Here is a 16,859-nt window from a genome sequence, read left to right as displayed (position 1 = left end):
TCTCCCCTCGGGAGAGGGGTTGGGGTGAGGGTACGGCCGCCCGCAACGCCTGGCGGTCGTAAACAGATCGAGGCTTCGCACGTACCCTCATCCGCCCCTTCGGGGCACCTTCTCCCGAGGGGAGAAGGGAAGCGCTGCCCCTCTCCCACCGGGAGAGGGGTTGGGGTGAGGGTACGGCCGCCCGGAACACCCGGCGGGGGAGCGACATAACCATTGCTGCCGCCGACATAACGACGCGGCATTTCTGTGATGGCGTCCCATTAAGGTTAATGGAGCGGGGGAACGTTACCGCGCACACCGCATCATCCAGGACGGGCGGATTCGAGTCGGCGCGGCGGTCCCCGCCCCACCACTACCATCCGAGCCGCCCCCGCATGCACCACCACCGCTCCCTCCGCAGGCCCGCCCTGCTCGCTCTGGCACTGAGTGCCGCCCTCGCCCTTCCGCCGGCCCAGGCCCAGTCCACCACCGGCGCCGTCGCCGGCCAGGCGCCCGCCGATGCCCAGCGCATCCTGGTGCGCAGCGACAGCGGCCTCAGTCGCGAGGTCGCTGTCGACGCGCGCGGCCGCTACAACATCGGCCAGTTGCCGCTGGGCACCTACACCATCATCGCCAAGGGCGCCGACGGCAGTGTGTTGGGCAGCCGCGACGGCGTCAGCCTCACCGTCGGTGCCGTCACCGACGTCTCCTTCAGCCCCGCCACCACCAGCCTGGCCGGCGTGCAGGTCAGCGCCGACCGCGCCGCCGCCGCGATCGACGTCAGCAGCGTGGACTCGCGCACGGTGATCAACGCCAAACAACTGCAGCGCCTGCCGCTGGGCCGCTCGGCAGAGGCCATCGCGCAACTGGCGCCCGGCGTGGCCGGCAACAGCGGCAGCGGTACCTACATCGGCCCGACCGGCGCGCAATTGCTCAGCTTCGGCGGTGCCTCGTCGGCGGAGAACGCGTATTACATCAATGGCTTCAACACCACCGACCCGCTGCGCGGGCTGGGCGGGCTGACCCTGCCCTACGGCAGCATCGATCAGTTGGAGGTCTACACCGGCGGCTACAGCGCCAAGTACGGCCGTTCCGACGGCGGCGTGCTCAACGCCGTCGGCAAGCGCGGCAGCAACGAATGGCATTTCGGTGGCCAGGCGACCTGGGAACCGGACGGCCTGCGCTCCGCGCAGAAGGACGTGTATGCGCCCGGCAACGGCGCGCTGTATCGGCCGGACAGCAAGAGCGGCTCCACGCTCAGCAGCCAGAGCCTCTACGCCGGCGGCCCGCTGATCCAGGACCGGTTGTTCTTCTTCGGCGCCTACGAACTGCAGCGCCAGGACGGCGATCGCTTCTACGGTGCGCGCGAGACCATCCCAGGGCCGTACTACTACGACTACCAGTACCGCCGGCCAAGCTGGTACGCCAAGCTCGACTGGAACATCAGCGACAGCCAACTGCTGGAGATCACCGGCGCCTCCAGCCGCTACATCACGCGCGGCACGTACTCCCAGTACAGCGGCCGCGACATCGGCGCCCTGCGCGGGGATGCCGACACCACCAAGACCGGCGGCGACCTGTGGAGCGCCAAGTACACCGGCTACCTCACCGACCGCCTGACCTTCAGCGCGCTGTACGGCCAGCAGCGCACCGACGACTACAGCCGCAACCCCAGCTACAACGACACGCTGACCTATCTCTCCAGCCCCGGCTTCCAGAACCCGGCCTACACCGGCGGCACCCCGATCACCAACGCACAGACCACCTCGCTGCTGGTCGACCCCGCGCGCGGCAACCGCACGGACAACCTGCGCCTGGACCTCAACTACGCCATCGGCGCGCACAGCATCACCATCGGCATCGACAACCAGAACGCACGCGCGCTCAACCGCGGGTCGGTGGCCTCCGGCGACGGCTATTACTGGATCTACGGCCAGGCCAGTCCCAACGTGCCGATCAACACCGGGCTCGGCGTCCCGGCCACCGGCGGCTACCCCAACGGCCAGGACGGCTATTACGTGCGCAAGTACATCTACAGCGCACTGGCCTCGGTGCGCTCGGCGCAGCGCGCGCAGTACGTGGAGGACAACTGGCAGGTCAACGACCGGCTGCTGCTCAGCCTCGGCCTGCGCCTGGACCAATTCACCAACTACAACCGCGACGGCGCGCCGTACATCAAGCAGACCAGCGGGCAATGGGCGCCACGACTAGGCTTCAGCTGGGATGTCGACGGCGATGCGCGCTTCAAGGTGTACGGCAACGCCGGCCGCTACTACCTGGCGTTGCCACTGAATCCGGCGTTCAACGCCGCTGGCGCCACCCTGGCCACTTCCACCTACTACACCTACGGCGGCATCGACGCCAACGGCTACCCGACCGGCCTGACCCAGATCTCCGGCGCGGTCTCGTCCAACAACTATTACGGGATCCTGCCCGATCCCAAGACCGTCGCCACGCAGGGCATCAAGCCCTCGTTCCAGGACGAGTTCATCCTCGGCTTCACCAAGGCGTGGGGCGACAGCTGGGTCTACGGCGCCAAGGGTACCTACCGCGTCCTGCGCAGCGGCGTGGACGACTACTGCGACAGCGAGACCGTGTTCGCCGCCGCCGCGGCGCAAGGGCACACGGTGACCCTGGACAGCAATCCGGTCAGTTGCTGGCTGATCAACCCGGGCCGGGCCAACACCTTCACCCTGGTCGACACCTCGGGCAACTACGTCAAGGTGCCGCTGAGCAACGCGCAGTTCGGCTTCCCCGCGTTCAAGCGCAACTACTACGGACTCAACCTGTCGCTGGAGCATCCGTTCGACCAGCGCTGGTACGGCCGCTTCGACTACACCTGGTCGCGCAGCTACGGCACCACCGAGGGCCAGTTGCTGTCGGGCATCGGCCAGACCGCGGTATCCACCACCCAGGCCTGGGACTATGCGCAGCTGATGGAGCACACCAACGGCCCGCAGAGCAACGACCACACCCATCAATTCAAGTTCTACGGCTACTACCAGATCAACCCCGCATGGCTGGTGTCGGCCAACCTCAAGCTGATCTCCGGTTCGCCGTTCAGTGCACTGGGTTCCTACGGCCCCGACCACAGCGACCCCTCCGGCTATGGCATTGCCTATCACTACTACGATGGTCAACCGGCGCCTCCAGGCAGCCAGGGTCGCCTGCCGTGGCTGCAGCAACTGGATCTCGGCGTGTCGTGGCGGCCGGCCTACGCCGAGCGCAAACTGGCCTTTACCCTGGACGTGTTCAACGTCTTCAACGGCCAGGCCACATTGTGGAAGTATCCGTACTCGGAGACGGGCCCGGGGAACCCGGACCCGGTGTATGGCGCGGCCCTGCTGCGCCAGGCGCCGCGCTCGCTGCGGTTGAGCGTCAGCTACGACTACTAAGCGTGGCTGACAAAACGTCGCGAGCAGTCGCCAGGTCGGTGGCGTCCGCGCCGGCCTGACGGCTGCGCAGTCGTTTTGTTGGCCGCTCCGAGGCGCGCTGGCGGTACGCACGGGTGCCGGCCGCTGGCGGTCGGCACCGTGCAAGGCCTCAGGGTGCGAGGCTGGCCGCGTGCAGGCGATCGGCCAAGGCCACGATCTCGGCGGCATCCTGCACGCGCGTGCGCCAGGCCGCGGGGATCCCATCGAGGCCGTAGAAGGCGCCGGCCAACTGTCCGCAGATCGCCGCGGTGGTGTCGGCGTCGTCGCCCAGGTTGGCCGCGCGCAGCACCGCGTCGGCGAAGCACTCGGTGGTGGCGAAACACCACAGCGCCGCCGACAGGGCATCGACCACGTAGCCGGTGCCGCGGATCTGCGTTGCCGGCACCGCCGCGTGGTCGCGCACGGCCAGCGCACGCAGCGCCGGGGTCTGCATCGGTGGTGCGTCCGCCGGCTGCAGAACGTGCGCACGAGCGTCGCCGCGCAGCGCGGCACGCAGCTGGAAGGCGAACAGCCGGCTGGCATCCAGCACCTCGGCCGCGGCATGGGTGGTGCGGGAACTGTCGGCGGCGCGCTCGGCCAGTTCGTCGGGGCGCTGCGCATAGAACATCGCCACCGGCGCCAGCCGCATCAGCGCGCCGTTGCCGGCCGCGCGCGGATCGTCGCTGCCGCTGAACGCCGGCCCGCCCTGCAGGTAGCGCTCCAGCGCCGCGCGCACGGTGTTGCCGATGTCGAAACACGTGCCGGTGCTGCTCAGGTAGCCGTGCCGGTACCAGTTGCAGTAGCGGTTCATCTGGTCGGCGGCGTCGAAGCCCTGCCGGTACAACAGGCTGTGGGCCAGGCACAGCGCCATCGAGGTGTCGTCGGTCCACTGCCCCGGCTGCAGCTCGAACGGGCCGCCGCCGACCATGTCGTCGATCGGCGCGAAGCTGCCGGGCGCCTTGAATTCCAGCGTGGTCCCCAGCGCGTCGCCCACCGCCAGCCCCAGCAGACAGCCGCGGAAGCGGCCGCCAGGCGCAACGCCACCGGTCATCGTGCGGCCCGCTGCGCCTGTTGCTCGGCCAGGGTCAGGGCGACGTTGTCGCGCAGGTAGGCCGGCTCGGCGCGTTCCGGCGCGATCCCGTCGCCGCGCGCGTACGCGGCCGCGGCGAGGGTCAGCAGGTCGGCGGCGTGCGGCAGCGCCTGCGCATCGGCGCTGCGCCAATGCGTGCCGAAGCGGCGCTGCAAGCTGCCATCGACCGCCGCCAGCCCGGTACCCACCGCGGCCCAGGCCGCCTCCGGCTCCGGCAACACGAAAGCTTCCGGATTCAGCACCTGCTCCGCGGTCAGGGCCTGCAGGCTGCCATCTGCCTGCCGCGCGTAGGCAGCGGCGTAGACCTCGCCCATGCGCGCATCGATCGCCACCAGCACCCGCGGCGCATCCGCTGGCGCGCGCAGCGCCAGCACCTGCAGCGTGGACACCGGCAGCACCGGCAGGTCCAGGGCCAGGGCGATGCCCTGCGCGACCGCGATCGCCAGCCGCACCCCAGTGAACGCGCCAGGGCCGCGGCTGAAGGCCACCGCATCGAGCTGGCGGCGGCCGATGCCGGCCTCGGCCAGCAATTGCTCGGCCCAGGGCAGCGCCAACTCGGCATGCCGCCGCGGCGCCAGTTCGAAGCGCTCCAGCACGCGGCCGCCGACCAGCACGGCGACGGAGCAGGCTTCGGTGGAGGTTTCGAAGGCGAGGAGATTCATTGAGAAGCCGGGATTGGGGATTCGGGATTGGGGATTCGCAAAAGCAAGAGCGGCGCGTCGGCTAGTCGGATGGCGGCGACGTGCCCGTGTCGGGATTATCGCCCAGCGTCGGGGATTCGGCGGCGAAGAACTGGCGGACGTCCTCCACGTCGCGGGTGCGGGCGAACGGCGGTAGCGACTCCAGGAAGGTGCGGCCGTAGGACTTGCTCAGCAGGCGCGGGTCGCACAGCACCAGCACGCCGCGATCGCGCTCGCTGCGGATCAGCCGGCCCACGCCCTGCTTGAGCGCGATCACCGCCTGCGGCAACTGTTCGTCGCGGAACGGGTTGCCGCCGTCGCGGCGGATCGCGTCCAGGCGCGCCTCGAACACCGGATCGTCGGGGGCGGCGAACGGCAGCTTGTCGATCACCACCACGCTCAACGCATCGCCGACCACGTCCACGCCCTCGCGGAAGCTGGCCGAGCCGAGCAGCACGCCGTTGCCGGAGGCGCGGAAGCGTTGCAGCAAGGTCGCGCGCGGCGCCTCGCCCTGCACGAACAGCGGCCAGGGGCCGTCGCGCAGTGCCTCGGCCGCCTCGCGCAGCGCGCGGTGCGAGGCGAACAGCAGGAAGGCACGGCCCTGCGAGGCCTCCAGCACCGGCTGCAGCGCGGCGATCAGCGCCGTGCCGAAGCCGCGCGCGGCGGGATCGGGCAGCGCCGGCAGGTAGCACAATGCCTGCCGCGCCCAGTCGAACGGGCTGGGCTGCAGCAAGGTCATCGGGTCGCTCAGGCCCAGGCGCGTGGCGATGTGCTCGAACTCGCCCTTCACCGCCAGCGTCGCCGAGGTGAACACCCAGGCCGCGCGCGAGGCCTCGCGATGCGCGCGCAGCGGCCCGGACACATCCAGCGGCGTGCGCTGGCAGCGGAAGCCGCGCGGGGTCAGCTCGTACCACAGCACGTCGTTGGACGGCGCGTCCGCTTCCGGCTCGGCCTCGAAATCCGGAATCGGCGCATCCTCGCCGAGCCAGCGGCCCAGCCGCGTGCGCAGTTCGCGCGCGCGCGCCGCGCAGGCGTCGAAACCGGGCGAGGCCTCGCGCAGCACCGCCAGCGGCTCCTGCAGCCGCGCCAGATCGGCCAGCAGCGCATCGAAACCGTCGCGCACCTGCGGCTTGGCCAGCAGTCGCCACTGCGTGCCGCGCGCCGGCAGGCCCTCCATCGCCGCGCGCAGTTCGCGCAGGGTCTGCTCGATCGCCTGCACCGGCGGCTGCAGGCTGGCCAGCGCGCCGGCGACATGGAGGCTCTCGGCCACGCAATCGCGCGCCAGTTCCTGCAGCGGGCGCATGCCGAAGCCTTCGCCGAAGAAGTTCGCCGCCAATTCCGGCAACTGGTGCGCTTCATCGATCACGAAGGCCTGCGCGCCGGGCAGGATCTCGCCGAAGCCCTCCTGCTTCAATGCCAGGTCGGCCAGCAGCAGGTGGTGGTTGACCACCACCAGGTCGGCGGCCTGCGCGCGCTGCCGCGCCTGCACCACGAAGCACTCGCCCCAGAACGGACACTCGGTGCCCAGGCAGTTGTCCACGGTGGAGGTGACCAGCGGCAGCAGCGGCGAATCGTCGGCCAGCGCGTCCAGTTCGGCGATGTCGCCGAAGCGGGTACGCCCGCTCCAGGCGACGATGCGCTGGAACTGCGCGACCTGCTCGCGCGCAGTGAACCGCGGCTCGCCGCGGGCCTGCTCCAGGCGGTACTTGCACAGGTAATTGGCGCGCCCCTTCAGCAGCGCGCTGCTGAGGCCCACGCCCAGCGCCGCCCGCACCCGCGGCAGATCGCGGTGATAGAGCTGGTCCTGCAGCGCGCGGGTGCCGGTGGAGACGATGGTCTTCAGCCCCGACAGCAGCGCCGGCACCAGATACGCATAGGTCTTGCCGGTGCCGGTACCGGCCTCGGCGAGCAGCACGTCGCGCTGCTCGAACGCCTCGGCGATCGCCGCGGTCAACCGCAACTGCGCCGGCCGCGGCACGAAGGCATCGAGCTGGCGCGCAAGCGCACCGCCTTCGCTGAGCGCTTCGGTGCTGGCATGGGCTAAGGACATGGGGGTGCTGCCGGGATTGGGGAGTCGGGATTGGGGATTGGTAAAAGCAGAAGGCGCGTGCGTCGCGGATCAGTGCGTTCGCCCAACAAGCCGCAGGACACGCCAACGAGGGACTTCAGCCTGCACGCGCGGAAATGCGCTCCTGCCAATCCCCAATCCCAACTCCCCAATCCCCGCCCTCAGTACCTCTTGATCCCCGGCACCGTGCACCCCGCGATCTGCGCATGCGCCGAGGCGGCGTTTTCCTTCTGGCCGCGGGCCAGGCGCGCCTGTTCGATGGTCGCCCAGTGGCGGCGGCACAGCGGGCCGGTCTGCGAACCAAGGTCGATGGCGCGCTTGGCGAAGGCTTCGGCCTGCGCATCGTCCTTCTGCAGCAGCGCCACTTCGGCGCGGTCCTGCAGCAGCGCCGGGTCCTCCGGCACCAGCTTCAGCGCCTGGTCCAACGCTGCGGCGGCACCGGCCAAATCGCCGGCGGTGCGCTTGCGCTTGGCGCTCTCGCGCAGGTCCTCGACTTCCGGATCGCGCAGCGGCTGCACGCTCAGTTCGGTGTCGTCGGCGCCGCCGCTGGCGTCGATCGCGGCGATGCGCTGCGCCGGCGTGGTGGTGTCCACCGGCGCGGCCGGGGGCGGCGGCGGCGGCGCGCTGACGCAGGAGGCGAGCAGCAGGCTGAGGGCGGCGATGGCGGGAATACGTGGGGTCATGAGCGGTATCCGGAATCCGGGAATCAATGCGCCGGCGGCGGCGCGGCCGCGTCGGCAGGCGGGTCTTTCTTCTTGTCCAGGCCGAACCAGCTACGCCAGCCGCCGCCTTGGCGCTCGCCCTCGGCGGGCGCGGCCTCGTCCGGCAGCGCCTGCGGCGGCGTGCAGGCGGCATACGCGGGCACGAAACCGACCACGAACGGGAACTGGCGCGCGCCGGGGCAGCTCGGGTCGGTGCTGTTGTACCCCACCGGATCCATCCACTGCCAGTCGATGCCCTTGCCCTGCACCTGCAACGGCGCGCTCGGCAGCCGCGAGAAGATGCCCGACCACACCCGCATCGCGCCGGTGGCGCCGTACAGGCCGGTCTGCTTGTTCTGGTCGTTGCCGATCCAGATCACCGCCAGGTGATCGCCGGTGTAGCCGGCGTACCAGCTGTCCACGCCGTCGTTACTGGTGCCGGTCTTGCCGGCCGGCGACAGCTTGCCCAGGCCATCGCTGAGCAACTGCCGCGCGGTGCCGTTGCTGACCACCTGCTGCAGCGCCATGCCGACCAGGTTGGCGGCGATGGAGTCGCCCTCCTGCGCCGGCGCCGGGGTCTTGTCGTAGCGCTTGAGCAGCTTGCCCTGCGGATCGAGCACGCCGCGCACCGCATGCAGCGGCTGGATCTCGCCGCCGGAGGCCAGGAACTGGTACAGCTGCGCCATCGCGTACGGGCTCTGGTCGGTCGCGCCGAGAATCAGCGAGGGATTGACCTCGGCCTCGATGCCGGCCAGCACCTTCACCAGCTGCGCCACGCGCTCCGGCCCGACCTGCATGCCGATGCGCACCGTGGCCTGGTTGTAGGAGTGCGCCAGCGCATCGACCACGCGCACCGTGCCATGGCTGCGGCCATCGGAATTGCCCGGACTCCAGTTGCGGCCGCGGCCCAATTGCACGGTGACCGGGGTGTCGTCGACCCAGCTGGCCAGCGAATAGCGGTCCGGCTGCGCCAGCGCCAGCAGGTACACGAACGGCTTGAGCAGCGAACCGACCTGGCGCTGCGCCTCGATCGCGCGGTTGAAGCCGGGCTGGGCCACATCGCGGCTGCCGACCACCGCCAGCACCTCGCCGTTGTGGGTGTCGGTGAGCACCAGCCCGGCCTGCAGCGGCGGGCGCTTCTTGTTGGTTTCCAACGACGTGATGGTGCGGGTCACCGCGCCCTCGGCATAGGCCTGCGCCGACGGCGACATGCCGGTGAGCACGCTCAGGCCGGCGCCCTGCAGCGCGCTTTCCGGGTAATCGCGCGCCAGCTGGCGCCGCACCAGGTCGACATAGGCCGGGAAGCGGTTGGCGGCGACCAGGCCGGGATTGGCCGGCACGCCTAGCGGCGCGGCCAGCGCCTTGCGATAGGTCGGCTCGTCGATCAGCTCGCTCTCGCGCAGCTTGCCCAGCACGAAGTTGCGCCGATCCAGCGCGCGCTCGGGATAGCGCCGCGGGTCGTAGTAGGACGGCCCCTTGACCAGGCCGATCAGCAGCGCCACCTGTTCCGGCGCCAGCGCGTCGAGTTCGCGGCCGAACCAGAACTCCGCGCCCGAGGCCACGCCATGCACCGCCTGGCTGCCGCGCTGGCCCAGGTACACCTGGTTGAGGTACGCCTCCAGGATGGTGCGCTTGTCGTAGCGCGCCTCCATGATCAGCGCGTACAGGATCTCGTTGAACTTGCGGGTGACGGTCTGTTCCTTGCCGATGCCGAGTAGGCCGCTGCGCGCCAGCTGCTGGGTCAGGGTGCTGGCGCCCTGCCGGCTCTTGCCGCCGGAACGCACCATCACCCAGGCCGCGCGGACCATGCCGCTGAGGTCGATGCCGTGGTGCGAGTTGAAGTCGCGGTCTTCCACCGCCTGCAGGCCGGTGACCAGCAGTTCCGGCACCTCGTCCACGCGCACCAGGCGCCGCTCTTCCTGCTTCTGTCCGTACAGCGTGGCGATGCGCGCCGGATCCAGGCGCGCGGCCTTGAGCGACTTGCGCGTCTGCGCATCGCGCAGCGCCACCACGCGACCGCCGCCCAGGCCGACCTCGATGCGGCGCGGCGCGACCCGGCCGTCGACGTCGACGTAGCCGCGACTGGCGATGACGAAGCGGCTGCCGTCCTGCTGGTAGCTGCCGGGACGCTCGGCGCCGGCGTCGGCGCGATAGCTGGCCGCATCCAGTTCGGTCTTCAGCGTTTGCGGGTCCATCGCCGTGTCCGGCGCCAGCACCAGCGGCCGCGCGTACACGCGGGTGGGAATCTGCCAGCGCAGTTCGCCGAAACGCTGGGTGACCTGTTTGTTCAGATAGACCGTATACGGAATCAGGAAGCCCAGGCCGAGTGCGGCGGCGGCCAGGCCCCAGGTGAGCAGACGCCGGCGCCATACTGCGGCGGGGCTGTCCAGGGCGTCGTCCTGATCGTCGGTGTCGTGATCGTCGTAGCGTCGGGGCACGGGAATGCGAGAATGTAAATTCCGCCGAGTCTAGCGCAGCCCAGCGGGCAGCGCGGCGCGGGGGCCTCTTCGTTTAAGTTGGAGTGGTACCGGATGTCGATGTCGTGGGCGAATGCGCGCTACGCCCTGAACCGCCTGGCCGGCCTGGTCCGGCGCGGCCTGACCAGCCTGCGCACGCGCGGCTGGCGCAGCACCTGGCAACGCCTGCGCGTGCATGCGCAACCGCTGCCGCCGCCGCAGCGCGCGCTGTTCACGGTGGCGCCTGCACCGTTCGCGCCGTTCGCGGTGCCGAACAGTCCGGCGCCGCTGGTCAGCATCGTGATCCCGGTCTACAACCACGTCGACCATACTCTCACCTGCCTGCGCGCGCTGGCCGCGCACCCGCCGGCCGCGCCCTGCGAGATCCTGGTGATCGACGACGGCAGCAGCGACGCCACCGCGCAGTTTTTGCCGCAGGTGGTCGGCCTGCACTACCACGTGCGCGAGCGCAACGGCGGCTTCATCGCCACCTGCAACGACGGCGCCGCGCGCGCGCAGGGCCGCTACCTGGTGTTCCTCAACAACGACACGGTGCCGCAGCCGGGCTGGCTGGACGCGCTGCTGGACACCTTCGCGCAGGTGCCGGAGGCCGGCCTGGTCAGCGCGCAACTGCTGTATCCCGACGGCCGCCTGCAGGACGCCGGCGGCACGGTCTTCGCCGACGGCAGCGCGTGGAGCTACGGCCGCTTCGAATCGCCCGACGATCCGCGCTACGCCTACCTGCGCGACGTCGACTACGGCAGCGGCGCGGCACTGGCGATCGAACGCGCGCGCTTCCTGGCACTGGGCGGCTTCGACACCCGCTACATGCCGGCCTACTACGAAGACACCGACCTCGCCTTCGCGGTGCGCGCCGCCGGCTTGCGCACACTGGTGCAGCCGGCCAGCCGCGTGGTGCACGACGAAGGCACCAGCAACGGCACCGACACCAGCAGCGGGGTCAAGGCCTACCAGGTGCGCAACCGCGCGATCTTCGCCGCCAAGTGGGCCGAGGTGCTGCCGCAACACCTCGCGCCCGGCGAGGTGCCGACGCCGGCCCTGTTGCACCGGCAGCAGCGCCAGGTGCTGATCCTGGACGAAGCGCTGCCGCAGCCGGACCGCGACTCCGCTTCGCTGCGCCAGCTCAACCTGATCCGCCTGCTGCTGCAGGAAGGCGCGCACGTGGTGTTCGTGCCCAGCGAGCGCAGCTATGCCAGCCGCCACAGCGAGGCGCTGCAGCGGCTCGGCGTGGAGGTGTGGTACGCGCCCTATTTGAAGAACCTCACCTGGTTCCTGCAGCAGCACGGCACGCGGTTCCACAGCGTGCTGCTGGTGCGCCACCACGTCGCCCACGCCTGCCTGCCGCTGCTGCGCCGGTTCGCCCCGCAGGCGCGGCGGCTGTTCGACACCGTGGACCTGCACTACCTGCGCGAGCGCCGCGGCGCCGAACTCGCCGGCGATGCGCGCCTGTTGCGCGAGGCCGAGCGCACCCGCATGCGCGAGCTGGAGGTGATGGCGCAGGTCGATGTGACCGTGCTGGTCAGCGCGGTCGAACGCGAACAGCTGCAGCGCGAGGCGCCGCAGGTGCGCACGGCGCTGATCTCCAACCTGCACGAGGTCGCCGGCCCCGGCCTGCCGTGGGCGCAGCGTCGCGACCTGGTGTTCGTCGGCGGCTTCCGCCATGCGCCCAACGTGGACGCAGTGCGCTGGTTCCTGCAGGAGGTGTTCCCGGCGGTGCGCATGCGCCTGCCGGAGGTGCGCTTCCACTGCATCGGCGCGGACATGCCGGAGGACATCCGCCGCCTCGGCGAGGCCACCGCCGGTGTCGAACTGCTCGGCCACGTGCCCGACATCGCCGCCTACATGGATGGCATGCGCATCGCCGTGGCGCCGCTGCGTTTCGGCGCGGGGGTCAAGGGCAAGGTCAACCTGAGCATGGCCCACGGCCAGCCGGTGGTGGCCACCGCGTGCGCGGTGGAAGGCATGCACCTGCGCGACGGTGAGGACGTGCTCATCGCCGACGACGCCGCGGCGTTCGCGGACGCCATCGCGCGGCTCTACGCCGATCCGGTGCTGTGGCAGCGGCTGGCCGACAACGGCCTGCGCAACATCGAGACCCACTTCTCGCTGGACGCCGCCCGCGCCACCGTGCGCGAGGCGTTCCTGGACTGAGCCCCGACGGGCGTTGCGGTCTATCGGGTCGGGACTGAAGTCCCTCGCATCGCCGCTGCTCGGGCCGTGCTGCGCAGCTGCACGCGCGCGCCGCACAGAACAGGTGTTCCGGTAACGCTTCGTCGCGGCTGAAGCCGCTCCTACGGACGATACGAACGACGATACAGGCAACGAGGCAGGCGGCGTCTCCACACACGCGACGCTCGCAGGAACATCCGAGCGCTCCCTGCGGGAGGGGCTTCAGCCCCGACGCCTCACCGCCTCGGCCAACGCAAGACCTCACCTGCATCGCACACGCTAGCGCCCCGGACTGAGGCTGCGCAGGCGACGCTCGAACGCGGCGAGTTCCGGGGTGGCCGGATCGATCGCGCGGGCGCGCTGCAGCGCCTGCCGCGCGAAGGCGGCATCGCCGCCGCTCAGGCGCTCGTCGCCGACCGCCAGCCAGCGCTGCGCCAGGCGCCGGCGGGCGCTGGCCAGGCCGTTGCCGCCCGGCGCCAATGCGCGCCAGGCGTCGTAGCAGGCGCTGGCCGCCAGCACCCGGTTGCCGCGCATGGCATCGTCGAAACAGCGCCGCAGCGCCGCCAGCACGCGCTGCTCGGCCGCGCGCACCCGCGCATCGCGCGGCGCCAGGATCTGCGCCGCCAGCAAGCTGTCGTAGGCGCTGGCGCCAGGCGGGGTCAACCAGTCGCTTCGCGCCTCGGCGGCCTGCAGATCGGCCAGCAGGCGCTGCAGGCGCCGCTCGCGCTCGGCCGGCGATATCCGCGATTGCGGCGTCGCCTGGCTCTGACGGGCGCGCTGCAGCGCCTGCCTGGCATCGGCCAGAGCGCGACTGTCGGGTGCCAGCGCCTGGCCCTTGCGCAGCGCGCGCTCGGCCTCGCCGAAACGGAAATCGGCGGCGGCACGGCTCGCCTGCAGGGCATAGGCCGCGGCCACCCGCTCCAGGCCGTCGTTGGCGCCGGCCGCATCCGGCACCGCCGCGCGCCACTGCGCGAAGGCGCGCGCCGCCGTGTCCAGGCGCTGCCGGCGCAGGGCCTGTTCGGCCTCGCGCTGCAGGCGCTCCAGCGCCCGATTCAGCTCCGCCTGGGTCTCGGGCAGGTCGACATGGCCGGCGTCGTAGCCGCGCGCGCGCTCCACCAGCGCCGCGGCGCCTGCCAGGTCGCCGCGCACCAGCGCAGTACGCGCGTGCTGCAGCAGTTCCGACAGCGCATCCTCGCGGCCTTCCAGCGCCGCGGTGCGCTCCGGGGCGAACTCGAGCACCCGCTGGTACAGCGGCAGCGCCGCGTCCGGGCCATCGTCCAGATGCCCGTCGCGGCGCGCCTGCGCCGCCCGCTGCAGCAGTTGATCGATGCCGGCGTGCGCGGCCTCGCGCGTGCGCAACGCCGCCTCGATGCGATCGGCATCGGCGCGCGGCACCTGCAGCGCGCGCGCCAGGGCCAGCGCCGCGTGCGCCTGCGGGTAGCGGCCGGCGGCCAGCGCCGCGCGCGCCTGCCCGAGCGCCGCGCGCCCGGTCGCGGCCAGCCCGACGCGCGCCTGCATGCGGTCGCTGTCCAGCGCCAGCGCGGCCTCGAAACGCTCGCGCGCGCCGCTGCCGTCGGCGGCGCTGAGCCGGCCCGCGCGCAGTGCCGCGTGGCCCTGGTCGAGCAATTGCTGGATGCGCGTCTCCGGCCAGATCAGGTCGGCCAGCGGGCGGCGGAACACCACCACGGCCATGCCCAGCACCAGCAGCACCGCCAGCGCCCAGCGCCAGACACGCCGATCGCGCCACGGCGGCACTGGCCGCTGCCTGCGCTCGGGTTCGTCCCTGACCTGATCTGGCGGCATGCTCACCGCGCAAGCTTAGCGGTGCGCCGATGACGAACAGCTGTGCGTGGCGCCAGCCACCCGCCTGGGTGGCGGACCGGCCGCGGGCACGCCTGAGGCCGCCCCGCAGCCGCCTCAGCCCAGCCGCCGCGCCTCGTGCACGCCCGGCAGCGCATCGAGCTTGCCGAGCAAGGTGGAGAGTTGCCCGTAATCGCCGACCTTCAGCCGCAACCGCAGTTGCGCCAGGCCGCTGTCGCGCACGTTGTCGCTGTTGATCTCCAGCACGTGCGCCTCTTCCTGGGCGATCAGGTTGGTGATGTCCTTCAGCAGCCAGCGCCGGTCCACCGCGCGCACCAGCACGTCGACCTCGTAGCCGCCGCCGGCCTGGCCCCACTCCACCGGCAGCACGCGCTGCGGGTTGCCCGCGGCGAGCCGCGCGAATGCGGCACAGTCGCTGCGGTGCACGGTGACGCCGCGGGTACGGGTCAGGTAGCCGGCGATCGGCTCGCCGGCCACCGGCTGGCAGCAGCGCGCCAGCTGCACCAGCAGATTGCCCACGCCCTGCACGGTGAACTTGGACTTGCCCAGCCCGGTGCGGCGGGCGGTCGGCCGTGGCATGGCCGGCACGGCCGGCTGCGCCGCGGCACGCTCGGCCTCGTGCAGGGCGCGCCCGACCTGACTGGGGCCGACGTCGCCCAGCGCGACCTGGATGTACAGCTCCTCCACGCCATCGGCATGGAACTTCTTCGCCGCCGGCAGCAGGTCGGCCTGCTGCAGTCCCAGGCGCTTGAGTTCGCGTTCCAGCAGTTCCTTGCCGGCCTGCACGTTGCGCGCGCGGTCGAGCTTGTGGAACCAGGCGCGCACCTTGTCGCGCGAGCGTCCGCTGGCCAGGTAGCCGTTGGCCGGCAGCAGCCAGTCGCGGCGCGGTTCGGCCTCCTTGCCGGTGAGGATCTCCACGCGGTCGCCGCTGCGCAACTTGTGGGTCAGCGGCACGATGCGGTTGTTGACCTTGGCGCCGCGGCAGCGGTGCCCGACCATGGTGTGCACGTGGTAGGCGAAATCCAGCGGGGTGGCGCCCTGCGGCAGGTCGATCACCTCGCCCATCGGGGTCAACGCATAGACCCGGTCCTCGACCAGTTCGGCGTCCAGCGCGCCGGCCAGCCCACCCTGCTCGCCGTCCTGCGACTGCTCCAGCAGCTGCCGCATCCAGGTGATCTTGCGGTCGAAGGCCTTCTCCGCGCCCTTGCCGCCTTCCTTGTATTTCCAGTGCGCGGCCACGCCCAGCTCGGCCTGCGCGTGCATGTCGTGGGTGCGGATCTGCACCTCGATCGTGCGCCCTTCCGGGCCGACCACCGCGGTGTGCAGCGAGCGGTAGTCGTTGGCCTTGGGCCGGGCGATATAGTCGTCGAACTCGCTGGGCACCGGCGCCCACAGCGCGTGCACCACGCCCAGTGCCGCATAGCAGGCGGCGACATCGTCGACCATCACCCGCACCGCGCGCAGGTCGTAGAGCTGGTCGAAGGCCAGCCGCTTCTTCTGCATCTTCCGCCAGATGCTGTAGATGTGCTTGGGCCGCCCGCTGATCTCCGCGCGCAGGCCCTGCTCGGCCAGCGCCTTGGACAGGATCTTCTTGACCGCCTCGATGTAGCGCTCGCGCGCCACCCGGCTCTCGTCGACCTCGCGGGCGATGCGCCGGTAGGTGTCCGGCTCCAGGTGCCGGAACGCCAGGTCCTCCAGCTCCCATTTCAGCTGCCAGATACCCAGGCGGTTGGCCAGCGGCGCGTGGATGTCGCGGGTCAGCTGGGCAAGTGCGCGGCGCTGCGCCTCCGGTGCCTTGTCGGCCACGCGCATCTGCGCCAATTGCCGCGCTAGCAGGATCGGCACCACCCGCAGGTCCTGCACGATCGACAGCAGCAGCCGGCGCAGGCCCTCGCTGTTGCGCCCGGCCTCGCGCCCGGCGTGCAGCGCCCACACCTGGTCGGCGGCGTCCTGCGCGTCCAGCAACCCGGTGACCGCCTGCGCCCGTGCCGGCGGTTCCACCGGCAGCTGCGGCAACTGTGCGCGCAGGCCCGGCAGGTCGAACAGCAGCGCGGCCAGCAGCGCGGCCTCGTCGGCGGACAGCAGCGCCAGCGCGTCCAGGGTATCGGCCAGCACCGGCCACGGCAGCCGCGGTGGCTCGGGCTGGTCCTGCCAGGCTTGCAACAGCGCCGCGCGAAGGGCGGGCGCCAGGGTCGCGGCCGCCGGGCGCTGCAGCAACGCCTCCAGGCCGGAGTGGGCGGTGTGGTTCAAGGACGGACGCAGTCGACGAAACGGTGCCGCCTACACTAGCGCGCTTGTGCGCGTTCTCACAATTGCGCCGACGGCGCGCCCGCGGCGTGCGGCGCAGATACGCACCGCCAGCTCACTGTGACCCGGTTGCGACTTGCGGCGCTTTTACCGGAATTTCACAACCGCCCCGACCCCCGCGCCTATGCTCGAACGCGACGGCCACCCGCTTCTG

The 16,859-nt window shown here is 71.3% G+C and carries 9 protein-coding genes; 2 read left to right on the top strand and 7 right to left on the bottom strand.

The genetic code is table 11. The features are described 5' to 3' along the window. The first annotated feature begins 374 nt into the window (after positions 1 to 374). Positions 375 to 3,374: a TonB-dependent receptor gene (locus QN245_RS06130; RefSeq protein WP_317844827.1), complete on the top strand. Its 3,000-nt coding sequence runs from the start codon at positions 375 to 377 to the stop codon at positions 3,372 to 3,374. Between the two features lie 148 nt (positions 3,375 to 3,522). Here QN245_RS06130 and QN245_RS06125 read toward each other — a convergent pair whose 3' ends face one another. From QN245_RS06125 to mrcB, 5 genes are all read right to left on the bottom strand, one after another. After that, entirely contained in the window at positions 3,523 to 4,443 is a 921-nt protein-coding gene (locus tag QN245_RS06125) for an ADP-ribosylglycohydrolase family protein (protein ID WP_317844826.1), read from the bottom strand. Beyond that, positions 4,440 to 5,144, bottom strand: a complete 705-nt coding sequence (gene tsaB, locus QN245_RS06120) for a tRNA (adenosine(37)-N6)-threonylcarbamoyltransferase complex dimerization subunit type 1 TsaB (protein WP_317844825.1) — start codon at positions 5,142 to 5,144, stop codon at positions 4,440 to 4,442. Before tsaB ends, QN245_RS06125 begins: the two co-directional genes overlap by 4 nt. Positions 5,145 to 5,205: 61 nt before the next feature. Next, positions 5,206 to 7,212 (bottom strand): DNA repair helicase YoaA, encoded by a 2,007-nt coding sequence (yoaA, locus tag QN245_RS06115; RefSeq protein ID WP_317844824.1) that lies wholly within the window; start codon positions 7,210 to 7,212, stop codon positions 5,206 to 5,208. A gap of 179 nt (positions 7,213 to 7,391) precedes the next feature. After that, entirely contained in the window at positions 7,392 to 7,913 is a 522-nt protein-coding gene (locus QN245_RS06110; protein ID WP_317844823.1) for a tetratricopeptide repeat protein, read from the bottom strand. 23 nt (positions 7,914 to 7,936) lie between these two features. Continuing rightward, positions 7,937 to 10,369, bottom strand: coding sequence for a penicillin-binding protein 1B (mrcB, locus tag QN245_RS06105; RefSeq protein ID WP_317844822.1), 2,433 nt, complete (start codon positions 10,367 to 10,369; stop codon positions 7,937 to 7,939). Between the two features lie 93 nt (positions 10,370 to 10,462). Here mrcB and QN245_RS06100 point away from each other — a divergent pair, with 93 nt between their 5' ends. Next, positions 10,463 to 12,559, top strand: a complete 2,097-nt coding sequence (locus QN245_RS06100) for a glycosyltransferase (protein WP_317844821.1) — start codon at positions 10,463 to 10,465, stop codon at positions 12,557 to 12,559. Between the two features lie 297 nt (positions 12,560 to 12,856). On the opposite strand, the gene QN245_RS06095 is transcribed toward QN245_RS06100, so the two are convergent. After that, entirely contained in the window at positions 12,857 to 14,380 is a 1,524-nt protein-coding gene (locus QN245_RS06095; RefSeq protein ID WP_425612946.1) for a hypothetical protein, read from the bottom strand. Between the two features lie 114 nt (positions 14,381 to 14,494). Next, positions 14,495 to 16,648, bottom strand: coding sequence for a RelA/SpoT family protein (locus QN245_RS06090; RefSeq protein WP_317844819.1), 2,154 nt, complete (start codon positions 16,646 to 16,648; stop codon positions 14,495 to 14,497). Positions 16,649 to 16,859: the final 211 nt, after the last annotated feature.

Source organism: Xanthomonas rydalmerensis (genome assembly GCF_033170385.1).
Classification (GTDB): Bacteria; Pseudomonadota; Gammaproteobacteria; order Xanthomonadales; family Xanthomonadaceae; genus Xanthomonas_A; species Xanthomonas_A rydalmerensis.
Note: the sequence above shows the minus strand (reverse complement) of the source record. Positions and strands in the feature narration are given on the sequence as shown.